At 64.8% G+C, this 18,281-nt stretch carries 31 protein-coding genes; 19 read left to right on the top strand and 12 right to left on the bottom strand.

Annotated features, from left to right (window positions below; translation table 11 throughout):
* Nucleotides 1-27: 27 nt before the first annotated feature.
* The 9 genes from ACWPV3_RS16175 to ACWPV3_RS16135 form a co-directional block, all read right to left on the bottom strand.
* Nucleotides 28-1,032, bottom strand: a complete 1,005-nt coding sequence (locus tag ACWPV3_RS16175; protein ID WP_453978592.1) for a PD-(D/E)XK nuclease-like domain-containing protein — start codon at nucleotides 1,030-1,032, stop codon at nucleotides 28-30.
* 379 nt (nucleotides 1,033-1,411) lie between these two features.
* Nucleotides 1,412-1,849, bottom strand: coding sequence for a hypothetical protein (locus ACWPV3_RS16170; RefSeq protein ID WP_409733424.1), 438 nt, complete (start codon nucleotides 1,847-1,849; stop codon nucleotides 1,412-1,414).
* A gap of 32 nt (nucleotides 1,850-1,881) precedes the next feature.
* A complete protein-coding gene (locus ACWPV3_RS16165; protein ID WP_453978591.1) occupies nucleotides 1,882-2,046 on the bottom strand; it encodes a hypothetical protein in 165 nt (54 codons plus the stop codon).
* A complete protein-coding gene (locus ACWPV3_RS16160; protein ID WP_453978590.1) occupies nucleotides 2,043-2,225 on the bottom strand; it encodes a hypothetical protein in 183 nt (60 codons plus the stop codon). Before ACWPV3_RS16160 ends, ACWPV3_RS16165 begins: the two co-directional genes overlap by 4 nt.
* A complete protein-coding gene (locus tag ACWPV3_RS16155; RefSeq protein WP_453978589.1) occupies nucleotides 2,222-2,401 on the bottom strand; it encodes a hypothetical protein in 180 nt (59 codons plus the stop codon). The genes ACWPV3_RS16160 and ACWPV3_RS16155 overlap by 4 nt, the downstream gene beginning before the upstream one ends.
* Nucleotides 2,401-2,721: a hypothetical protein gene (locus ACWPV3_RS16150; RefSeq protein WP_453978588.1), complete on the bottom strand. Its 321-nt coding sequence runs from the start codon at nucleotides 2,719-2,721 to the stop codon at nucleotides 2,401-2,403. The genes ACWPV3_RS16155 and ACWPV3_RS16150 overlap by 1 nt, the downstream gene beginning before the upstream one ends.
* Nucleotides 2,721-2,933, bottom strand: a complete 213-nt coding sequence (locus tag ACWPV3_RS16145; protein ID WP_453978587.1) for a hypothetical protein — start codon at nucleotides 2,931-2,933, stop codon at nucleotides 2,721-2,723. The genes ACWPV3_RS16150 and ACWPV3_RS16145 overlap by 1 nt, the downstream gene beginning before the upstream one ends.
* Entirely contained in the window at nucleotides 2,933-3,406 is a 474-nt protein-coding gene (locus ACWPV3_RS16140) for a hypothetical protein (protein WP_453978586.1), read from the bottom strand. The genes ACWPV3_RS16145 and ACWPV3_RS16140 overlap by 1 nt, the downstream gene beginning before the upstream one ends.
* Before the next feature lie 3 nt (nucleotides 3,407-3,409).
* Nucleotides 3,410-3,835 (bottom strand): hypothetical protein, encoded by a 426-nt coding sequence (locus ACWPV3_RS16135; protein ID WP_453978585.1) that lies wholly within the window; start codon nucleotides 3,833-3,835, stop codon nucleotides 3,410-3,412.
* Between the two features lie 122 nt (nucleotides 3,836-3,957).
* Between ACWPV3_RS16135 and ACWPV3_RS16130 the strand changes: the two genes are divergently transcribed.
* Nucleotides 3,958-4,344, top strand: coding sequence for a hypothetical protein (locus ACWPV3_RS16130; protein ID WP_453978584.1), 387 nt, complete (start codon nucleotides 3,958-3,960; stop codon nucleotides 4,342-4,344).
* Nucleotides 4,345-4,352: 8 nt separating this feature from the next.
* Entirely contained in the window at nucleotides 4,353-4,805 is a 453-nt protein-coding gene (locus ACWPV3_RS16125; RefSeq protein ID WP_453978583.1) for a hypothetical protein, read from the top strand.
* An 8-nt stretch (nucleotides 4,806-4,813) separates the two neighbouring features.
* Here the strand turns inward: ACWPV3_RS16125 and ACWPV3_RS16120 are convergent, their stop codons facing one another.
* Nucleotides 4,814-5,497: a LexA family protein gene (locus ACWPV3_RS16120; protein ID WP_453978582.1), complete on the bottom strand. Its 684-nt coding sequence runs from the start codon at nucleotides 5,495-5,497 to the stop codon at nucleotides 4,814-4,816.
* 15 nt (nucleotides 5,498-5,512) lie between these two features.
* Between ACWPV3_RS16120 and ACWPV3_RS16115 the strand changes: the two genes are divergently transcribed.
* Entirely contained in the window at nucleotides 5,513-5,815 is a 303-nt protein-coding gene (locus ACWPV3_RS16115) for a helix-turn-helix domain-containing protein (protein ID WP_453978581.1), read from the top strand.
* Between the two features lie 10 nt (nucleotides 5,816-5,825).
* On the opposite strand, the gene ACWPV3_RS16110 is transcribed toward ACWPV3_RS16115, so the two are convergent.
* Nucleotides 5,826-6,116: a hypothetical protein gene (locus tag ACWPV3_RS16110; RefSeq protein ID WP_453978580.1), complete on the bottom strand. Its 291-nt coding sequence runs from the start codon at nucleotides 6,114-6,116 to the stop codon at nucleotides 5,826-5,828.
* An 87-nt stretch (nucleotides 6,117-6,203) separates the two neighbouring features.
* On the opposite strand from ACWPV3_RS16110, the gene ACWPV3_RS16105 reads away from it, so the two are divergent.
* The 13 genes from ACWPV3_RS16105 to ACWPV3_RS16045 all read left to right on the top strand — a co-directional run bounded on the left by ACWPV3_RS16105 (nucleotide 6,204) and on the right by ACWPV3_RS16045 (nucleotide 14,349).
* A complete protein-coding gene (locus ACWPV3_RS16105) occupies nucleotides 6,204-6,659 on the top strand; it encodes a hypothetical protein (RefSeq protein WP_453978579.1) in 456 nt (151 codons plus the stop codon).
* Nucleotides 6,659-6,907: a hypothetical protein gene (locus tag ACWPV3_RS16100; protein WP_453978578.1), complete on the top strand. Its 249-nt coding sequence runs from the start codon at nucleotides 6,659-6,661 to the stop codon at nucleotides 6,905-6,907. The genes ACWPV3_RS16105 and ACWPV3_RS16100 overlap by 1 nt, the downstream gene beginning before the upstream one ends.
* Before the next feature lie 46 nt (nucleotides 6,908-6,953).
* Nucleotides 6,954-7,505, top strand: coding sequence for a hypothetical protein (locus tag ACWPV3_RS16095; RefSeq protein ID WP_453978577.1), 552 nt, complete (start codon nucleotides 6,954-6,956; stop codon nucleotides 7,503-7,505).
* Nucleotides 7,505-8,017: a hypothetical protein gene (locus ACWPV3_RS16090; protein ID WP_453978576.1), complete on the top strand. Its 513-nt coding sequence runs from the start codon at nucleotides 7,505-7,507 to the stop codon at nucleotides 8,015-8,017. The genes ACWPV3_RS16095 and ACWPV3_RS16090 overlap by 1 nt, the downstream gene beginning before the upstream one ends.
* A complete protein-coding gene (locus tag ACWPV3_RS16085) occupies nucleotides 8,014-8,595 on the top strand; it encodes a GcrA family cell cycle regulator (protein ID WP_453978575.1) in 582 nt (193 codons plus the stop codon). The genes ACWPV3_RS16090 and ACWPV3_RS16085 overlap by 4 nt, the downstream gene beginning before the upstream one ends.
* On the top strand, nucleotides 8,595-8,945 hold the full coding sequence (locus ACWPV3_RS16080; RefSeq protein WP_453978574.1) for a hypothetical protein: 351 nt from the start codon (nucleotides 8,595-8,597) through the stop codon (nucleotides 8,943-8,945). Before ACWPV3_RS16085 ends, ACWPV3_RS16080 begins: the two co-directional genes overlap by 1 nt.
* On the top strand, nucleotides 8,942-9,127 hold the full coding sequence (locus ACWPV3_RS16075) for a hypothetical protein (RefSeq protein WP_295169750.1): 186 nt from the start codon (nucleotides 8,942-8,944) through the stop codon (nucleotides 9,125-9,127). The genes ACWPV3_RS16080 and ACWPV3_RS16075 overlap by 4 nt, the downstream gene beginning before the upstream one ends.
* Complete coding sequence (locus ACWPV3_RS16070) at nucleotides 9,124-10,539, top strand: DnaB-like helicase C-terminal domain-containing protein (protein ID WP_453978573.1); 1,416 nt, start codon at nucleotides 9,124-9,126, stop codon at nucleotides 10,537-10,539. The genes ACWPV3_RS16075 and ACWPV3_RS16070 overlap by 4 nt, the downstream gene beginning before the upstream one ends.
* Complete coding sequence (locus ACWPV3_RS16065; protein ID WP_453978572.1) at nucleotides 10,539-11,477, top strand: DUF1376 domain-containing protein; 939 nt, start codon at nucleotides 10,539-10,541, stop codon at nucleotides 11,475-11,477. The genes ACWPV3_RS16070 and ACWPV3_RS16065 overlap by 1 nt, the downstream gene beginning before the upstream one ends.
* Nucleotides 11,474-11,782: a hypothetical protein gene (locus ACWPV3_RS16060; RefSeq protein ID WP_453978571.1), complete on the top strand. Its 309-nt coding sequence runs from the start codon at nucleotides 11,474-11,476 to the stop codon at nucleotides 11,780-11,782. The genes ACWPV3_RS16065 and ACWPV3_RS16060 overlap by 4 nt, the downstream gene beginning before the upstream one ends.
* Nucleotides 11,779-12,696, top strand: coding sequence for a hypothetical protein (locus tag ACWPV3_RS16055; protein ID WP_453978570.1), 918 nt, complete (start codon nucleotides 11,779-11,781; stop codon nucleotides 12,694-12,696). Before ACWPV3_RS16060 ends, ACWPV3_RS16055 begins: the two co-directional genes overlap by 4 nt.
* Nucleotides 12,693-13,514 carry a hypothetical protein gene (locus ACWPV3_RS16050; RefSeq protein WP_453978569.1) on the top strand — a complete coding sequence of 274 codons (822 nt, stop codon included), beginning with the start codon at nucleotides 12,693-12,695 and terminating at the stop codon, nucleotides 13,512-13,514. The genes ACWPV3_RS16055 and ACWPV3_RS16050 overlap by 4 nt, the downstream gene beginning before the upstream one ends.
* A gap of 85 nt (nucleotides 13,515-13,599) precedes the next feature.
* On the top strand, nucleotides 13,600-14,349 hold the full coding sequence (locus tag ACWPV3_RS16045; protein WP_453978568.1) for a GIY-YIG nuclease family protein: 750 nt from the start codon (nucleotides 13,600-13,602) through the stop codon (nucleotides 14,347-14,349).
* 104 nt (nucleotides 14,350-14,453) lie between these two features.
* Here ACWPV3_RS16045 and ACWPV3_RS16040 read toward each other — a convergent pair whose 3' ends face one another.
* Nucleotides 14,454-14,750 (bottom strand): hypothetical protein, encoded by a 297-nt coding sequence (locus ACWPV3_RS16040; RefSeq protein WP_453978567.1) that lies wholly within the window; start codon nucleotides 14,748-14,750, stop codon nucleotides 14,454-14,456.
* 159 nt (nucleotides 14,751-14,909) lie between these two features.
* Here ACWPV3_RS16040 and ACWPV3_RS16035 point away from each other — a divergent pair, with 159 nt between their 5' ends.
* Genes ACWPV3_RS16035 through ACWPV3_RS16025 form a run of 3 tightly spaced genes read left to right on the top strand, consistent with a single transcriptional unit; the run spans nucleotide 14,910 to nucleotide 18,266 of the window.
* Entirely contained in the window at nucleotides 14,910-15,377 is a 468-nt protein-coding gene (locus tag ACWPV3_RS16035) for a terminase small subunit-like protein (protein ID WP_453978566.1), read from the top strand.
* Nucleotides 15,298-16,881, top strand: coding sequence for a phage terminase large subunit (terL, locus tag ACWPV3_RS16030; RefSeq protein WP_453978565.1), 1,584 nt, complete (start codon nucleotides 15,298-15,300; stop codon nucleotides 16,879-16,881). Before ACWPV3_RS16035 ends, terL begins: the two co-directional genes overlap by 80 nt.
* An 11-nt stretch (nucleotides 16,882-16,892) precedes the next feature.
* Entirely contained in the window at nucleotides 16,893-18,266 is a 1,374-nt protein-coding gene (locus ACWPV3_RS16025; RefSeq protein WP_453978564.1) for an anti-CBASS protein Acb1 family protein, read from the top strand.
* Nucleotides 18,267-18,281: the final 15 nt, after the last annotated feature.

Below are 18,281 nucleotides of genomic sequence, written 5' to 3'. Positions count from 1 at the left end.
GGGGCCCTTGGATGGCGATAGCATTCATCAGGCAGCTTCCTTGTTCGGGGTGTTGTCGTTGTCGCTGGCCTCGGCGGCGGCGACTTCCAGGCGCTCGTCGATCCGCTTGGCGGCCCACGGCGGCAGGGTCAGATATTCGGCGTCGCGGCGCGTCCCGCCGGGGCCCGGCCATTCGCCGGTCGCCACGCATTCGGCGAACTGATCGATGGATCGACGCAGTTGCGTCCGGCCGCGCTCCAGATCGGCGCCGGTCAGCACGGTCACGCGGACACAATGCGGCGGGGCCTTCTCGACCCAGACCAACGCGAACTCTTCCATGGGGCGGCCGAGGACAGCCTCAGAGGCCATGCCGACCAGCGCGGCCTGCATGTGATAGCCGTAGTTGGCCAGCGACCGCTCCAGGCTGTCGTCCGCCACGCTGTCAGCGGTTTTCAGGTCCGCGAACAGGCCAGACGACGACGGGATGTTGTCGGGGCGGCTCTTGAGCCATGCGCCAGTCTTCTCGTCCTTGAAGATGAGGGATCGCTCCACGGCGCCGTCGAGGATGCCCGACTTGACCAGCGGGTGGGCTCCCAGCGACCGGGCCATGCCGGTGATCGCTTCCAGCTCGGCGTCGGTGATGATCGTCAGGCCAGCCTTGATCTGCTCGGCCTTCCACTCCTTCGCCGCGTCTGTGCGCCAGTCCTTCCATTTCGACGGCCGGATGACGAACTCGGCGTCAAAGCCCTTGCGGCCGAGGTAGAGCAGATGGTGCGCGGCTTTCCCGATGGAGAAGTGCGGGCGCTCAGGCTGATCCTTCGGGACCATGACCTCGACGCCGTCCACGACCTGCAGGACGAAGCCCGCCGGATTATAGGGGCTGGCGTGGAAGTAATGCGCCGGCGATTGGCTCCAGATTGTGCGGAGGCCGGACGACGAGATCGAAGGGCCGACGCACAGGTCGCCGTGATACTCGGCCATCGACAGCGCATAGACGCCAGGGACCGAAACCTTGCCGGAAGGTGGCAGTGGTAGGGGGTTGGAAAGGCTCAAGGCTTCCTCCGAAGCGGGGTGTGCAGGATGGCCAGAAGGCCGATGACGATGATCAGGAGAGGCCAACCGGACATTCAGGTGGCTTCGGCGAGTAGATGAAGGTCTGAAGCGGCCCGCAGCGGCGGCAGGAACGCGTCCCGTCCTGACGCTTCGGCACCTTGCGTCTTCCGCACTTGGGGCAGTTCATTGGAGACCTCCGAGTGAATGGCGATGCGGGTTACAGGGAGAGGGCCTTCGCCCGGTCCGTCCCACGGACCTCTCCCCTTCGCCCCGCTTCTGCTTGAGATCCTGAGATCTCTTTCCGGGCTGACGAATGTCAGCCCGTGCGGCCCATCCTCTGGGACTGAGGGCATGAGGGCAGGAGCCGCAAATCTCATGGCTATTCGGCCGGCAGGGCCGCGACGCCGTCGCTGCCGATGTTCGCCAGCACGTTCAGCGACGGGTTGTCCGCGATCAGCTTGGCGCGCAGCTCGTCTTGGCGAGCCTTCTTCTCGGCCGACTTGATCGTGGCGATGGCGGCTGCTTCTTGGGCCTCAATGGCATCGCGCTGCGAGGTATCGACCCGGTCAACAAGCCAGTTCATTTGGCCGCTGTAATCGACGTCGACCTCGACATCGGTCTGCTCGACCCGAACCACGGTCATGCCGTGACGGGTGCCGGTCGGAACCGCCACATAGTCACCCACGGTCACGGCCGGATCGAAGGTCTTGAAAGTGGTGAACGGCTTGACGCCCTTGCCCTCGGCGTCCTGCTCATAAGAGACGGTGACGGCGCGGACGTCGTTGTTGATCAGGAAGATGGCGGTCGAATAGTTCATTGTCTTGCTCTCAGTTGAAGGTTGGAAGGCGGTTAGGCGACGAACTCGGTCAGCCAGGACTTGAGTTGGGCCAGAAGCGGCCGACGGGCGGGAAACAGCAGGCGACGGCGGGCGGCGCGAAGCTGGAGCAGCCTGCGTTCAGCGGCGTCCCAAGCCGGGTGCGAGGTCAGGCCCAGAGGGTGCGGACGGTCGGTCATGCCAGCACCAGACGAAGGGCCTTCACCGCGTCCTCTGCCGCGCGATTGGCGGCGTTGCGGGCGGCAATGGCCGATGCCGGGCAGTCATGCTCGGAAATTCGGGTGAACTCGCCGGCAGGGCCGACAAGGGCCACGGCATAGAGACGCTGGGCGCCAGGGCAGACGATGGCTTCCATCACGCAGCCCTCCAGACTTTGACGCCGATGGAGATCGCACCAAGGACGGCAAACGCCATCCAGAAGAGCTTGAACCAGTCGGCTGCGATGTAAGCCTCCAGCGCGCTGTTCAGCGGCGTGAGGACCGACATCCAGATGATCGCGGCGCCCATGCGGACTGAGAACTTGTCGACGTCCATTAGGCAGCCCTCGCCATCGCAGCTGGCGGAAGCGGATCGTTCTCGGCCTCCCGCGCGTCGCGGATCGCCCATGCCAGCGCATTGGAAACCGGGATGATCAGGCCAGGGTCTTCGGCTACGGCCATTTCGGAGGCCAACCGCATCAGCTCCTGCGTGGCCTGATCGACGGTCATCCAGCGGCGGGTCCGGCGGTCCAAAACCTTCGGGCCCTCGACGATGAAGAGCGGGCGCTGGGTGAACGGGACCGTGGATGGGTCCAGATCAGCGGCGGCGGCGATGTTCGCCAGAACGCCGGGGAGGATTGCGGAGATATGGCGCATCAGGCCGCGTCCTTCACAGGAGCGACGAGGCAGGCCTCAACCCGATCCACGGTCTCGCGGATTTGGGCGATCAGCTTTTTCGCCTCGTCGCGGTAAACGCAGTCCGGTGAGGGGCAACCTGCGTCAGACCAGCCCTTGGACATGGCGATGGCCGACGACAGCTCAGCAGCCTTCCACGCGATGTAGTTCGCTTCGATCATGGCGCGGGTCATCAGGCCGCTTCCTCGACCTGAGCGTTGTCGTTCGAAGCCGGAACCGCAGCGTCGGCATAGGTGAAGACGCCGACCAGACGATCGGTCCAGAACCGGCCCAGCCAACACTGCGACGCGGCCTTGCCGAACTGGCAGGAGATCATCTTGGGTTCGGCGCCGCCCGTCTCGGACACGACGCCGGCGTGATGACCGTCACGGCCCATGTCGAAGACCAGCACGTCGCCGGGCCGAGCCGCAGCGAGGGTGATCAGCTTCATGCCGCGGTTGAAGAAATGGCCCATGGCCATCCAGCGATCGCGCGGACCCCAGCCGGGCTGAAACACCGGAGCCCGGCCGCCGAAGCATTGGGCGATGAAGGTCCAGCCGTTGAAGCAGTCAGCCTGGACCGGTGACGACACGTAGGCGTGACCGATCAGCGAGCGCGCGGTTTCAAGCGCGGCGGATCGGTCGATGTTGGCGGGATGGATAGACATGGGTCACGCTGCCTTGTTCAGAAGGTTGCGATGGTGCTGGCGATGATGTTCGGGGCAGAGCCACCGGACTTCGAGCGGCTTCTCGTAGTCGTCGTGGTGGCCCTCGACAGGCCATCCGCCACACACCTCGCAGGGCTGTTTAGTGAGCTTTCCGACCGAGGCTGCGTATCGGGCGGCAGACCGGATGAGGGTGCGGCGGCGCCGTTCTGGGTCGGCTCGATAGGCGGCTGCATCGCGCAGGTAGGCCTTCTTCTTCGCCTCTGCGGTTTTTGGCTTTTTGATCTCGCGCTTTCCCTCGGCGCGCTGCTTGAGCCGCCACACCTGGTTCGCAGCTGCGCGGCAGGCGTTGCACTGATGCACTCCCCGCGCAGCCGCCGCCGGCGTCTGGTCAAAGGCAGCTCCACATTTTCGGCACGTCGCGCTCTGCATCGCGCTCTCCTGTCTTCGTTGGAGAGACTGTGCATTCCTGCACGTTCGGTGTCAATGCACAAATGCACAGTTTTTCCGAACCGACGTTCCGCTAGGGTGACTGCGGGCACGGGAGGGTTGCGATGAAACGGCTAGGATTCGCGGTGACGGCGGCGTTGATGATTGCCGGATGCGCCAGTACCGGGCGAATGCTTTCCTACGGGACAGATCTGTCGGACGCAGTTGTTCGGATGGGGCCGGCCGCCTTCTCGATCTACATCCACCCCAAGGACGACACGTTGCTGATCCAGCGCCGAATGATGCAGACATCAGCGCATGACGGGCCGGAACTGATCACCATCGCCGCCCAGACCTTCCTTGACCCTATAGGCTGCACAGCCGGGCCGTCGGCATCTCTCGGCCCCGGGTCGTGGGAGACGACGTTCTCCTGCCCCTCGTCTGTCGACATCAGAACCTTGGCCCGCCAACAGCGCGCCGCGCTCCAATCCGGCACGCCGATCCACCCGTGAGAGATCCGATGAAGAAGTTCGCAGCATCCCTTGGCTTGGCCGCCCTTCTGTCAGGCTGCGCGACCGCGCCGGCCATCATCCCCATCGAGAACAGCAGAGCCATTCCGCTGTCCAAGGACGCGGTGTGGAGCAACCTTGTCGAGTATTTCGCGGGCGGGAACATCGCCATCAAGACCATCGAGAAGGACAGCGGCATCATCTATGCGGAGCGGATGTTCGCTCGCGGCAATGAGTTGTCAGCGTATGCCGACTGCGGAACCGACGCGATGTCCGCGCCGGTCGGCGGCGCCGCTGACCTGAACGTCTTCGTCCGCGAAACTGGAACAGGCGTGACCGCCACGGTCAATGCCCGGTTCCGGCAGACACGCGCAAGCGGCTGGACCGGCACGGTTTCATCGACCGATTGCGCCAGCTTGGGCAGCCTAGAGCGCGTGATCCTGGACGCCGCTGCCGGTCGGTAGGCCCGCCGCTAGATAAAGCGCTGAAAGGCTTGAAGCAGAAGGCCGGTGATCTGGACTTCGATGTCTCCGTTGTGACCGCCATCGAGGACAACAGGATCCGACCAACGCGGATTGGTTGAGCGCGGCCACAGGCGCATTCCGTCAGGGCCGATCTCAACCTCCTTCAGGGTGATCTCGCGAAGGGCACCGCCGTCCCGACTGCGCGTCACCTCAACGATCATGCCTGAGTTCAGGTTCACCCCCGCATCGGTGATGTCCACGATATGCGCGTAGTGGCCAGGCATGACGCCTCGCGCGTTCATGCTGTCCCCGCGCACCTGACGGATCCATTGGCGGGCATGTGGGTAGCGCCGGTCAGCGATGACCGACAGCAACAAAGGCTCGTCTTGGTTCGTCTCGTCGATCTCGGCCCATTTGCCCGCCTGGATCGGCCCGATCAGCGGCAGCTCGTCCGTTGACGGCGCCGCCATCGGCGCGACAGCCAGACCTTGAGGAAGGTCTAGCCCGGCGGCCTCGGCGATTTTCCGCAAGGTGGCCGGCTTCGGCGTGAACTTAAACTCTGGATCGTTCAGAGGGCGAGTAATCGTTGTAGGCGCGACGCCCGCTCTCTTGGCGAGCGCGAACGGCTTCAGCCCCGACACCTCTAGGGCGCGGGCCAGGAATGCGCGGGCATCTTCGGTTGCATCAGCCATTGTGTGATTGTGCACATGCTCGCACTCAACGGACCGTGCATTTACGCATTGACTTACTGTGCATTCCTGCACATTCTGCCCGTCATGCAGAACGTCGCCCCCGAAGTGATCGAAGTCGAGCAGCGCGCCAAGGATGCGGGCCTCACCATGGCGTCCATCCTGTCGGAGGTAGGCGTCGCTCAGTCCACGTGGTGGCGCTGGCGGAAGGGCGGGGTCGAGCCTCGCCTCGGAACTCTGCGGGACGTGGCTCATGCCCTTGACCGCCGGATCGCGCTGACCGCCGCCAACGACGACACCGCCACCGAGAAGGCGGCCTGACGTGTCCCCCTCACCGGCCCGCCTCCCTCTGGTCGTCGAAACCCTGGTCGTTGCCGACGCCGCCTATGGGACGGTGATCGAGATCCAGAAGCTGTCCACCGAGGGTCGCCAAGCGGATGCCCTGCACCTTCTGGCGATGCTGGCTGAGGGTGTCGCCTCGCACCGCCCCATCATCCGGGGATGCCTCGCCGCCGAGCGTCAGGCCGCACAGGTGCGTGATGCGTCTGAGCGGACTGCATCCACCATCGGACGGGTCTTCCGGCGCCCAACCCAAGAACATCTCCACGCCGCGAATGATCACCTTCCGGCTCCCGAACAACCTTCACCGTCTGTCGCCTGACCAGCCCTCGCCGGTCATCTGGAAAACCGCCCGGAACATCCGCAGCACATGAACAAGCTCAGCCATCGTGAACACGCACGGCTCGCCCGCGAGCTGATCGACCATTGCGGCGGCCTGGAAGAGGCGGCCGGGGCCTGCCGGGTCCGCAAGTCGGCCCTGTCCGGCTACCAGAACCCCGAAGACCCCTCGACCATGCCGGCCGACGTCATGGACGCGCTGGAGGAATACGCGGGCCAGGGCCCGGTCTATTCCGGCGCCATCGCTGAACGCCGGATGTTCCCGACCAACGTGACGGGCTGCATCAAAGAGCTGGCCTTCGATCTCGCCCAGGAGAGCATGGACGTGGTCACAGCCGTTCGTGAGGCCCTGGCTGACGACCGGCTGTCTCCCAACGACCTCGACGCCATCGCTCGCGCCGAGCGTGATGCCGAGGAAGCGCTTGAGCGTGTCCGCGCCGTTCGCCGCGCCGCCGAGAACGCCAGCGATGATCGGAGGGCTGCCTGATGATCGGCCACGTCCTCTATCTCGCCCATGTCGCGTTTCAGGCTGTGACCCGTCCCTTCCGGGAGCGCCGCGCCCTTGCAGCCTTGCAGGCCGTCTCCAATGCCAAGGACGCCTATCGGTCTGCAAAGGTCCGCGGCGATACCCGCGCCCAGGCCGCGGCTGCGGCTGTATTGCGCCAGGCCCGCACCGCTCAGCTGCGCGCCGAACTCTCTCTGACCACCTTCGCCTCGCGCCCGCGAGAGCGCTGACCAACGGGACCGACCGCCCCGTTGAGCGGTCTTGATGGAGGGCCAGATGGCCAAGAAGCTGAGCGCCAGCCCTGACGGCGGCGAACCCAAGTCGATCCCTAACCGCGATGAGGAAGCTGTCTTCCTGTCGCACCTGAACAAGCTGCGTGTGCAGGAAGCCAAGAAGGCGGTCGCCAAGGCGGCGCTGGACGTTGAGGCCCAGGCCCTGACCGATCTGTTCCGCGTCGCTAAGGCGGACGGTTTCTCGCGCAAGGAACTGCAGGCCATTCTGGACGACGGCAAAGCCAGCCGCCGCGACCTGACGGCCGAGGAAGAGCGTCGCGCCAAGCTGCGGACCTGGGCGGGCCTTCCGGCCGGCACCCAGCCGGACCTGTTCAACCTGGGCGACGCCGCCCGCGATTCCGTCGACGCCGAAGCTCAGGGCTATGCCATGGGTCTGCGTGGCGAGGACGAAATCCCGCCCGAATGGGTTTTGCCGGCCCACGTCCCCGACTTCTCGCAAGGCTGGCGCCGGGCCCAGACCCGACTGGCTGAGAAGTTCGACAAGTCCGCCGCCAACGATGATCTGGCCTCGACCGCAGTTCAGGGCGCTGCCTAATGTATCTCGCGCTCGACCTCGCAACCTGCACCGGGTTCTGCTTCGGAATGCCCGACACCGGCGAGCTGCCGGCGATCGGTCACATCCGCCTGCCGAAGACCGGCGACGACGTCGGCTCCTTCCTCATCGCCTTTGAGGATTGGCTGACGTCCAAGGTCCGCGAGGTCGGGCCGAGCCTTCTCCTATTCGAGGCGCCCATCCTGGCGTCCAGCGCGACGCCGCACGTCACGCGCAAGCTCCACGCCCTCGCCGGCATTACTGAGATGGTCGCCGTCCGCGCTGCCATTGAGTGCTGCGAAGTCTATCCGGTCACGGTCAAGAAGGCCCTGACTGGCTCCGGCCGGGCGGACAAGGACGAAATGGTCCGCGCCGCCCGCGCGTACGGTTTCAACCCAGCGGTTCCCGACGAAGCGGACGCTTTCGGTCTCTGGCTGCACGCCGTGAAGACGCGCTTCCCGAAAGACGCCGGCCGCTGGAACCCCATCAACTTCATGGCCGGGAGGGCCGCATGAACTGCTCTTGGACTGACGACGAACTGGCGAAGGTAAAGATGCTTTGGCCCACGGGCAAAAGCGCCTCTGAAATCTCGCGCGTATTGCCCGGCCGGTCTCGGGCCGCTGTCATCGGCATGGTGCATCGGCTGGGTATCTCCCACCGCGAAAAACCGGAAGTTCCGACGACACGGGCGCCCACGGTCAAGCGCGACCGATATGCTGGAAACGGCTTGAACGCTCGTAGCGGCAAGACCTCAAAAGCCAAGCCGTTCGATCTGACAAAGTCGAAGACAGACAGCACGCCGAAACAGCGCTCCGAGAAGGCAGCCGCCGGCCGGGTCATCATCAAGAAGGCCAGCGATCCAGCGAACGACAACGCCATTCCGCTGATCGGTCGTCGTTTCGGTCAGTGCCCCTGGCCTGTTGGAACGCCCCTTCGCGCCTCCGAACAGCTGGCGTGCGGCGCCCCGATCTATGAGGGCGTCGAGAAGTGCGCCTACTGCCTCGCCCACGCCAAGCGCGCCTACGTCCGCGACATCACCCAGCCGAAGCCCAAGGAGAACCTTGAGCGTGCGAACCGTCGGTGGGCCGCCTGATGTCTCGCCCCCAACGTCGCGACTTCTCCGACCGCGTCCTGACCCAGATCGACAAGGACCGCCGCACCGCCGCCCAGAAGGCGCGGGACGCCAAGGTTAGGGCCGATGCGCGCATGGCTACAGCCGTCGCCATCGCCGGTATCAGCGATGCTGACCTGGTGCTGCATTGCGATGGCGTGCTCTCGGCGGTGAAGGACGCCCTGTGCGCGCGTCTGGATGCCGAGGGCGCCGCCTCCACCTTCGGGCGCTTTGCCCATGTCTCGATCTACACGGGGCCGATCCGGCGCGCCGCCGCTGAGCAGGCCTTCGCCACTCTGACCAAGGCCGCCAACGATGGAGGCGATCAATGAACCGCTCGGACATCCTGAGCTTTGAGCGGTTCTACGGCGCCCAGCTGCGCGCAGAGGCCAAGCGCCGGTCCAAACGCTATCCGGCCGTCGCTGAGCAGCTGAACCGCTGGGCGGACGCCTCGGACGCTCGCGCCGAGACGATCCGATCGGGCCCGCTCTTCGATACGGAGAAGGCGGCATGATGGACCCGCGCGACCAGGACGAGGGTCCGAACCTTCCTCTGAACCTAGAAGCTGAACAGGCGCTGCTAGGCATCCTGCTCTTCAGCAACGAGGCGCACAGACAGGTCCACGACCTTGTCACGCCTGAAGATTTCTCCGAGCCCTATCATCAGCGCATCTACGCTCTGATCGGACGGCTGATCGTCGCCGGCAAGCTGGCTGAGCCCGCCACCATCCAGAACGACCTGGCGCCGGATCCTGCGTTCGAACACTTCGGCGGCCTGCCGTATCTGCGTCGCCTCTGGGATGCAGCGCCACCCGCCAACACCATTCGCGCCTATGCGGAGCAGATCGCAGACACCGCCGTGCGGCGCCGCCTGATCAAGATGGCGACGGAGACGCTGACGTCGGCCCGTGACCCGGAGCACAGCGGCTATTCGGCCGTGGCCAAGGCGCGTGCCGAGCTTGAAGAGGCTGAGCGCGGCGCCGCCCCCGAAGACGCCCTCTTCGTGAACGCGTGGGACGCAGCCCAGGCCCGCATGGACCGGCTGGAACTGGAAGTGGCCACGGGCAAGCCCAAGGGCGTTCAGACCGGCCTGTCGTCGATCGACAAGCGCCTCGGCGGCCTGCTGCCCGGTTCGGTCATCGTCATGGCCGGGCGCCCCGGCATGGGCAAGACGGCGCTGCTGGGCAACGTCCTCTACGGCGCCGCCCTGCGGAACCCTGGCAAGCTCTTCGCCGGCTTCTCGCTGGAGATGGACACCGACCAGCTGAACGACCGCGCCCTGTCGCGCCTGACCGTCGATGAAGACCAGCCAGTCAGCTTCTCCGACATCGCCAAGGTCCAGCCGTTGACGAGCTTCGACCTGCAAGCTCTTCACCGCGCGAAACAATCCATTCCGAAGAACCTGTGGCTCCGCGACCGTGCCGGCGTGTCCGTCGAGGATGTCAGCCGCGCAGTCTGGGCCATGAAGCGCCGTGGCGACCTGGCGGCCATCGGCATCGACTATCTGCAACTGATGCGCCGCCCCGCCCTCGCCGGCCGCAACGAGGCCAGCGCCATTGCCGAGATGACCGGCGCCCTGAAGACCCTGGCCCGCGAAGCGAAGATCGCGATCATCCTGCTCAGCCAGTTGAACCGGTCCGTGGAGAGCCGGGACGACAAGCGGCCCATGCTGTCCGACCTTCGAGAGTCGGGCTCCATCGAGCAGGACGCCGACGCCGTCCTCTTCCCCTTCCGCGAGGTCTACTACCTCCAGAAGGCTGAGCCGAAGGCACACACCGACGCCCATCTTGAATGGGAAATGGAGGTCGCCGGCCTGCGCACGCGCATGGACGTGATCATCGCCAAGAACCGCCACGGGTCCGAGGGCAGCGAGCCCCAGGAATACCGGGCCGACATCGACCTCATCACCAACACGGAGCGCACCTGATGAAGAAGGGTCAGAACTTCTATCGTCGCGATCCGTCCAAGGCGCTGTCGGGCATGATTGGCCTGACCCTGGAAGAGCGGGGCGTCTACAATACCGTGCTCGACCTGCTCTACAGCACCTGGCGCCCGCTTGAGGATGATCGCGCCTTCCTGGCCAACTGGTGCGGCTGCGCGGTCCAGAAGCTGAACCCCATCGTGCGCCGGCTGATCGAGAAAGGCCGCCTGATCACCTTCGAAGAAGGCGGTCGCACCTACCTTTCGGATGAGGCCTTCGAAGTCGAGCGCTCGGCTGTGAAAGGCGATGCTCAAACCCGCTCGGGACGCGCTCAGATCGGGGAGAAGTCAGGAGAAGTCGGAGAGAAGTCGGCCGGTGTCGAACAGAACCCCGGAGTTCTAGACCACTCGGATGAGGAAAAACAACGACTTGCCGCCCCAGAGAAGAATAGGGAAGAGAAGAAAGACCCCCCTACCCCCCAAGGGGGACGCCGCAAGCCCAAGCTGTCGATCCCTGATGGCTTCCCCGAACAGCCTCTCATCGACGAGCAGCAGGCTAAGGCCAGAGCAGCCGGGGCCAACATCGACATCGCCAATCAGGCCGAGCGGTTCAGGAACTGGTCGATCAGCAAGGACAGCCGCTACGCCGACTGGCCTGCGACGTGGCGGAACTGGTGCGACCGCGCGATCCGCGATGCTCCGAAGACCGCCGTCGCCTCGCTGGCCCAGCGCCACGCCCAGGCCCAGCCCGCCGACGAACGCTGGCGCCGCTGGATCCGCGAGTACCGCCAGAACCGCTACTGGCCCAAGGACGACGCTGGCCCAGCCCCTGGCGCGCCCGGCTGCTGCGTCCCGCAAGCCATCCTCGCTGAGTTCGGGTTCGGCCCGACCCCTGCCAACGACTCCCCTAGGTCTGACCTGTTCGCAGAAGGAGCGGCGGCGTGACTTCTGTCGAGTGGACTGAGGCATCGTTCGAGGCGGCCCATCACGGCCCCTTCGGCGATCAGATTCACGGCCATACGTGGCACGTGCGGATATTCTGGCCGGCGTTTCCCCAGGTGGACGCGCGCTGGATGCTGGCGAAGCTCAGCGCCACGATTGAGGCGTGGGATCACACCCTGCTGGACGACAAGGTCACGCCCACGAACTACGGGGTTGCCGTCGCCATCGCCGACGCCATGCCTGATGTCTCTCAGGTCGAGGTCTGGCGCGGAGGTCGCCAGCCGTGCGGCGCGAGGTTCGTCCGATGACGTTGGGAAATCGAAAGGGGATCGCCTGTCATGGGACGCCGATCACACCAAGGCCGGTCCTAGAAGCGCTTGGCGAGCGTGATTATTTCGTCTCGCATTTCCGTCCTGACGATGTCGAGTGGATCGACGCCAACTCGCGCTCTTGGCGCGGAGACAACGGTATCTTCTCCCTGTGGCAGGCGAGCCTCAAGGCTGGGGTGGAGATGGTCTACACCCGCGAGCGCTATCAGGCGTACGTGCAGTGGTGCCGACGCTGGTGTCTTGAAGGAAGCGGAAGGTGCCAATGGGTGGTCATCCCCGACCCCATCGGCACAGGCACGCAAGAGCTGGACGCTATGCTCCGCGAGTGGCCTTCGGACCTCGCCGCCTTCGGTCGTCCGGTCTATCACCTCGATGAACCGATCGACCGCGCCCTGCGCCTGCTTGACCGCTATGGCGTGCTTTGCGTGGGAGCGACCGGTGAATACCGCGTCATTCCGTCGGCAGCCTTCTGCGCTCGGATGGACGAACTGTTCGACGCGATCTGGAACTTCTTCGGCTACATCCCCGACATCCACCTGTTCCGCGCACTTCAGCTCATGAAGCCGGAGTTTCCTTGGCCGGCATCGTCCTGGGACAGCACAATGATCGCGCGGAATCATCACCTGCTGAAGGACGCGGGAACGACCAAGCCGCCGCGACGCGTGAAGGCCGGCCTGATGAAGCCGACACGCGAAGCCCTGTTCGATCTCCCGGTGCCCGAACCCGGCGAGGCGGTTAGCGAGCATTACCTTTGGAAGGTTCAGCAGGCAGCGAACCGTTGGGATGCCCTCGCCGCGTCTCGGACTTTCGACTGGCGAACCGACCGCAGCGTCCCGGTCATTCCCTTCCATGCAAATCAGAACACGCCCCAACCAAAAGGCATCGCCGCATGAGCAAGCAATCGAAAGCCAAGGCCCGCATCCGCAAGGGCCGATACGCCAAGCCGTCCCCGCCCCGGATGATCGGGGCCAACGACAACCACCCCGCCGCGGTGAACGACAACGCGGCGCCGGTGATGATCCGGGGCGTCCGGCTGACCCAGGGCCAGGCCTATCGGTTCGCCAAGGCCCAAGACGATCTGGCAAGCGAGAGCCTGGAGACGCGCCGCGCCGGCCACCGTGCGCTGGAACTGCTCGACGCCGAGCTGGGCGCCAAGGTGCTGGCGGACAATGTCGGCGACGCCTTGGAAGAACGCCGAGGCCTCGAAGCCCTGCGCGGCGTCATCATCGACAAGTCGAACGTCGAGGGCGCCGTCGGTGCGCCGCGCATCGCCCGTGATGGTCTTGAAACTCTGCTGACCGCCAACTCCATCAGCCGGACCCAGCACGCCGCCGGCCTGCTCTACCGCGCCGACTACGAGCGGATCGACCCGGAGAAGATGCTGACCCCGCCCCAGCTGGACCCGGAGAAGCTGAACGTCGTCCGCGGCGGCGACGGCTGGGACCAGAAGCGCCGGGAGATCGAGGAACGAGTCTTCGGCATCCATCTCATGATCTGCGGCGTCGATGCGCCTACGGAGACGGAGCGGCGGGCCCTGCCCAGGTTGCTGGCAAATCACCCGGCCATGCGGGCGATCCATGCGCTGGTCGAGATTGCGGGAAAAGGGGCGAATATTTTGGAAATGGCGACCAGCGGATCCGTGAGGTCTCGCATACGGGAAGACCTGCTGTTTGGCTTGGACGCTTGCGCCATCGCCTATGGATTGGAGTGATCTGAAAGGGTAGAACAAGAGCGGAACACCGGCGGCGCGCCAACGCCGCCGGAGACCTAACCCTATCCGCTGTGAGGAGCGAACGATGGCTGAGAAAGCCCTAGCCCAGGCCGCCGAGCCGGGCAACGACGAGACTTCCCATGTCTACGTGATCGGTCCCGACGGCGGGCCATTCAAAATCGGAGTGGCAAACGACGTTGAGATCAGGCTTCGTCAAATCCAGATTGATCAGTCTCGGCCGCTGGTGATCAAGCATCGAGAAGTGGTGCCGTTCTCGGCCCGTTATGTCGTCGAAAAGCATGCGCACACCATTCTGGCTCGGCATAGAGTTCGCGGCGAGTGGTTCCGCGTTCCCGCCCTGATGGCGATTGATGCCGTGATGCAGGCTGCGAACGACGTGCAGGTTGGCACCCTGCCCCGCGCGCCAAGCATGATCGACCGCCAAGGGCGTGGGGACAGGCCGAAGGTCAGCAGGGATGGGCTTGGATCACTGATCCAAAGAGGAAGCCTCACCCCAGCGCAGGCAAGGGCTGGTCAGCTATATCGCCGACTGTTCGACACCGCCCTTGAGATCAGCAGCGGAAAGCCCGACCCTCGGGCATCGCACCCGGGCGAAGCCCTGACCGCACGAAATCTTGTGGCTCGACTTGATGCGGCTATCCGCTCTGAAGTCAGCCAACGCGCCGCTACCCTGACCATAGAAGTGATTGGAAAAGGACGATGTTTCAGCGATGTAACAGGAACATCTGTGCAGCGAGAACGGCAAAAGCGCGAACTGTTCGCCGCCCTAGATGTTGTGGGCACCCTCTTGACGCCTGATGGACATGTAGAGTAACGCCACCATTAGTAGCGCAAGACGCGCCCGATCAGCCCCGACCCGCAACGGCCGGGGCTTTTTCGTGCCCACTGACCATGTTCGGACCTACGGGAATGGCTGGATCAGGACTGGCCGGGAACGGGGCGAAGTTGCCAAGTTAGGTCGTTGTAGGCTGCGACGAGGACTGAAGGATCGGGTTTAGCCTTAGCCCCGCATGCGATCGCGATAACTGCATCTCGGACCTTCGTAGTGCTGTAGGCGCTTTCCAAGACGTATTCCGCATCGGGCAAATCGTAGACAACGCCGTCGGTTCCAATGACCCTTCTCTTCGCACCAGCCCGCTCCATCTGGTCGTGGAGCATCGAGTAGTGAACGGCGGTTGCGCCGTGCAAGACGACGCGGATGAGGTATCTGGCCATATTGGCCTCCTTAGCTGCGACAGCGTGATTCGCTGACACGCACAGGCTGCGCCGATACGCTCGTTATGGAAGATGCCAGCCACGCGCTGCGGTGGACAGATCCGCAATCCTGTGGACGTAGGAGGCCGAATGGCTCGCCCCAGCCTCTTCAACGACGCCATGGCCGAGGAAATCTGCATCCGCATCATGTGCGGTGACAGCCTCGCCGAGATTTGCCGCGACGAAGAGATGCCGGCCTATCGCACCGTCATGCGGTGGCTGAAGGACGACCCGACATTTCGGCAGAACTACGCGTCCGCGCGCGAGGACCAGGGCCACGCTGACGCCGACGCCATCGCGGACATCGCCAAGCGGATCATCAAGGGCGAGATCGACCCAGCCGCCGGCCGCGCCGCGATCGACGCGCTGAAGTGGACGGCCGGTAAGCGCCAGCCCAAGGCATATGGCGACAAGGTCGCTCTGGTGGGTGGTGGCAAGGACGACGCGCCGATCCGGCATTCCCACGCCTTCGACCTGACCGACGCGACCGACGAGGAGCTTGATGTCCTTGAAGGCTTCATCCGTCGTCGAGCTTCCAACGCTGGAGGAGATCAGGGCGGAACGGGCGAGGCGGAAGGCCGAGACTGACCGCAACCGGCTGATCGAGCGCCAGGGCGAGATACGCGCCCGCTGCGATAGCCTGCACGGCTTCATCGAAGAACACTGGCACATTCTGGAGCCCAAGCGTCCGTTCAAGTCCGGCTGGGCGTTGCGGGCGATGTGCCGACACCTTGAGGCGGTCACGGCTGGGCAGATCCAGTTCCTGCTGATCACCATCCCGCCCGGCATGATGAAATCGCTGGTCCTGGTGTTCTGGACCGCATGGGAATGGGGCCCGAAAGGCCGGCCCGATCTTCAGACACTGGCCACGTCCTACAGCCAGGCCAACGTCCTGCGCGACAATCTCAAGCTCCGGCGCCTGATCGAGAGCGACCAGTACCGCGCCCTCTGGCCCCTCACCCTGCGCGCCGACCAGAACGCCAAGGGCAAGTTCGAAAACACCGACAACGGGTTCAGCGAGGCTCGGCCGTTCAGTTCGATGACCGGCGGCCGGGGCGACCGGGTGAAGGTCGATGACCCCCACTCGACCGAGAGCGCCGAATCTGACGCCGAACGCGAGACCGCTGTTCGCATCTTCCGCGAAGGCATCTCCGACCGGATGAACGACGTCACCACGTCGGCCATCGTGATCATCATGCAGCGCCTGCACGCCAAGGACGTGGCGGCCGTGGCGCTGGAATTGGACATCGGGTTCGTCCACCTGAACCTGCCGATGGAGTTCGAGGCCGAGCGGATCGGCGACGACGGCAGAGTTTCAGGCGGGCCCTGCCGGACCTATGTCGACGGCGAGCTATTCTTCGAAGACCCACGCACCGTTGAAGGCGAACTGCTCTTCCCCGAGCGCTTCCCGGCGCCCGAGGTCGCCAAGCTCAAGAAGGCCAAAGGGTCATACGCCTGGGCGGGCCAATATCAGCAGCGCCCCTCCCCGCGCGACGGCGGAATCTTCCAGCGGGAATGGTTCAAGCCCGCAGCCGTCATACCGGCCGGACCGAAGCGCACCGTGCGGGCCTGGGACGTGGGCGCCACGGAAGGCGGCGGCGACCCCAGCGCCGGCGTCCGATGCACACAGGTAGGATCAGGCGAGGAAGCCCTCTACTACTTCACCGACGCCCGTGTCGGGCAGTGGAGCCCGGCGCAGTTCGAAGCCCAGATGAAGCTGACGGCGGCGGCCGATACGACCGAAGTCACCGTTCGACTGCCCCAAGATCCCGGCGCGGCCGGTAAGGGCTATGTCCAGACGCTGGTCAAGAAGTTGCCTGGCTACACCGTCCGGACCGAACAGCCGACCGGTTCCAAGCTCACCCGTGCAACCGGACTGGCTACACAGGCCGAGGCCGGCAATGTCTTCGTTCTCACGACAGGAGACCCGATGCGCGACGCCTGGATTGAGCCTTTCATCGACGAACTCTGCGCGTTTCCGTCGGCCGCGCACGACGATCAGGTGGACGCCGCGGCTGACGCCTTCAATGAGCTGGCCCTTGGTCAGGTCTCCACCGTCGCCATGTTCCTGAAGAGCCGGCACCGCGGATGAGTGCGCGCCAGATGCTCGTAAACCGGGCGACCCGCACCTTGCAGGGCATGTTCCCCGCCTTTTTTGGAACGGCGAAGCACGACCATTACAAGGACTTCGGCTATCCGGCTGAGGTCACGTTCGAACTGGCCTATCACGCCTACACCCGCACCGGCCTCGGCAGCGCCGGGGTAGACAAGACGGTCGCTAAGACCTGGCAGGACGCGCCTTGGCTCCAAGAGTTCGCCCGTGACAATGGCGACGACACCCCAGAGACCAAACTCGAAGGCAAAATCCGGAAACGTTTCGCTGAACTGCGCTTCTGGCAGCAACTCGCCGAGGCGGATCGGCGCGGACTGGTTGGGTCCTTTGCCGGCGTCATTCTCCAGCTGGCGGACGACAGGGCGTTCGATCAGCCCGTCACGCGCGTCAGTGGCGGCCTTGAGGGCTTGGTCGAGATCATCCCGGCATGGGAAGGTCAGCTGACCATCAGCGAGTGGCATACCAACCAGAACGACGCCAAGACCTACGGCAAGCCCAAGATGTTCGCCTTCCAAGAGGCGGCCGTCGATCGCTCCACCTCCCAGCCTCGGCAGTTCAACGTCCACCCCGACCGGGTCGTGATCTGGTCCAAGGATGGATCGGTCAACGGCCGGTCGTTCCTGGCGCCGGGCTACAATGACCTGCTGACGCTGGAGAAGATCAGCGGAGCCGGTGGCGAGGGCTTCTGGAAGAACGCCAAGTCCGGCCTCAGCCTGCAGATCGACAAGGACGCGAACATCACGAGCATGGCCCAGGCCATGAACGTCGAGGTGTCCGAAGTCGTCGACAAGATGGAAGAGCAGGTGAAGGACTTCAACGCGGGCTTCGATGCCTCGCTGTTGATGCAGGGCATCACCGCGACGCCCATGCAGGTCTCCCTGCCCTCGCCTGAGCACTTCTGGGCCGCGCCGCTTCAGTCCTACGCTGCCTCGATCTCGATGCCGCTGAAGATCCTGGTCGGCTCGCAGTCCGGCGAGCGGGCCAGCACCGAAGACGCCGCTGAGTGGAACAAGACCGTGATGGCGCGCCGCACCGGCATCGTCATCCCGAACATCATGGACATCGTCCGCCGCCTGGTCCGCTTCGGCATCCTCGCCGACAAAGACTGGAACCTCGACTGGTCCGACCTGACCGAGACTTCGCAGGAAGCCAAGGTCGCGCTCGCCGACAAGATGGCCGACGTGAACCAGAAGATGAAGGACACGGGCGAGTTCGTCTTCACGACCGAGGAAATGCGCGGCGTGACCGGACGCGAGCCGCTTAAGGACGCCGAGAAGTATCGGGACGAGCAGCCCGACCCTGACGAAGAGCAGGACGCTCTGGACCTGCCCGAGACCGAAGACGAGCCGGCTCCGGCCGCCTGACCCACCCACAATCGA

This window comes from Brevundimonas sp. Marseille-Q4549 (assembly GCF_976940555.1).
The sequence above is the reverse complement of the archived record's forward strand: the minus strand, read 5'-3'. Positions and strand labels throughout refer to the sequence as shown.

Bases quoted from the DNA above. Each gene is read 5' to 3' on its own strand.
- ACWPV3_RS16170 (WP_409733424.1), bottom strand. From the start codon at position 1,849: ATGAACTATTCGACCGCCATCTTCCTGATCAACAACGACGTCCGCGCC.
- ACWPV3_RS16165 (WP_453978591.1), bottom strand. From the start codon at position 2,046: ATGACCGACCGTCCGCACCCTCTGGGCCTGACCTCGCACCCGGCTTGG.
- ACWPV3_RS16155 (WP_453978589.1), bottom strand. From the start codon at position 2,401: ATGGACGTCGACAAGTTCTCAGTCCGCATGGGCGCCGCGATCATCTGG.
- ACWPV3_RS16150 (WP_453978588.1), bottom strand. From the start codon at position 2,721: ATGCGCCATATCTCCGCAATCCTCCCCGGCGTTCTGGCGAACATCGCC.
- ACWPV3_RS16145 (WP_453978587.1), bottom strand. From the start codon at position 2,933: ATGACCCGCGCCATGATCGAAGCGAACTACATCGCGTGGAAGGCTGCT.
- ACWPV3_RS16140 (WP_453978586.1), bottom strand. From the start codon at position 3,406: ATGTCTATCCATCCCGCCAACATCGACCGATCCGCCGCGCTTGAAACC.
- ACWPV3_RS16135 (WP_453978585.1), bottom strand. From the start codon at position 3,835: ATGCAGAGCGCGACGTGCCGAAAATGTGGAGCTGCCTTTGACCAGACG.
- ACWPV3_RS16130 (WP_453978584.1), top strand. From the start codon at position 3,958: ATGAAACGGCTAGGATTCGCGGTGACGGCGGCGTTGATGATTGCCGGA.
- ACWPV3_RS16125 (WP_453978583.1), top strand. From the start codon at position 4,353: ATGAAGAAGTTCGCAGCATCCCTTGGCTTGGCCGCCCTTCTGTCAGGC.
- ACWPV3_RS16120 (WP_453978582.1), bottom strand. From the start codon at position 5,497: ATGGCTGATGCAACCGAAGATGCCCGCGCATTCCTGGCCCGCGCCCTA.
- ACWPV3_RS16115 (WP_453978581.1), top strand. From the start codon at position 5,513: ATGCTCGCACTCAACGGACCGTGCATTTACGCATTGACTTACTGTGCA.
- ACWPV3_RS16105 (WP_453978579.1), top strand. From the start codon at position 6,204: ATGAACAAGCTCAGCCATCGTGAACACGCACGGCTCGCCCGCGAGCTG.
- ACWPV3_RS16100 (WP_453978578.1), top strand. From the start codon at position 6,659: ATGATCGGCCACGTCCTCTATCTCGCCCATGTCGCGTTTCAGGCTGTG.
- ACWPV3_RS16095 (WP_453978577.1), top strand. From the start codon at position 6,954: ATGGCCAAGAAGCTGAGCGCCAGCCCTGACGGCGGCGAACCCAAGTCG.
- ACWPV3_RS16090 (WP_453978576.1), top strand. From the start codon at position 7,505: ATGTATCTCGCGCTCGACCTCGCAACCTGCACCGGGTTCTGCTTCGGA.
- ACWPV3_RS16085 (WP_453978575.1), top strand. From the start codon at position 8,014: ATGAACTGCTCTTGGACTGACGACGAACTGGCGAAGGTAAAGATGCTT.
- ACWPV3_RS16080 (WP_453978574.1), top strand. From the start codon at position 8,595: ATGTCTCGCCCCCAACGTCGCGACTTCTCCGACCGCGTCCTGACCCAG.
- ACWPV3_RS16075 (WP_295169750.1), top strand. From the start codon at position 8,942: ATGAACCGCTCGGACATCCTGAGCTTTGAGCGGTTCTACGGCGCCCAG.
- ACWPV3_RS16070 (WP_453978573.1), top strand. From the start codon at position 9,124: ATGATGGACCCGCGCGACCAGGACGAGGGTCCGAACCTTCCTCTGAAC.
- ACWPV3_RS16065 (WP_453978572.1), top strand. From the start codon at position 10,539: ATGAAGAAGGGTCAGAACTTCTATCGTCGCGATCCGTCCAAGGCGCTG.
- ACWPV3_RS16055 (WP_453978570.1), top strand. From the start codon at position 11,779: ATGACGTTGGGAAATCGAAAGGGGATCGCCTGTCATGGGACGCCGATC.
- ACWPV3_RS16050 (WP_453978569.1), top strand. From the start codon at position 12,693: ATGAGCAAGCAATCGAAAGCCAAGGCCCGCATCCGCAAGGGCCGATAC.
- ACWPV3_RS16045 (WP_453978568.1), top strand. From the start codon at position 13,600: ATGGCTGAGAAAGCCCTAGCCCAGGCCGCCGAGCCGGGCAACGACGAG.
- ACWPV3_RS16040 (WP_453978567.1), bottom strand. From the start codon at position 14,750: ATGGCCAGATACCTCATCCGCGTCGTCTTGCACGGCGCAACCGCCGTT.
- ACWPV3_RS16035 (WP_453978566.1), top strand. From the start codon at position 14,910: ATGGCCGAGGAAATCTGCATCCGCATCATGTGCGGTGACAGCCTCGCC.
- ACWPV3_RS16025 (WP_453978564.1), top strand. From the start codon at position 16,893: ATGCTCGTAAACCGGGCGACCCGCACCTTGCAGGGCATGTTCCCCGCC.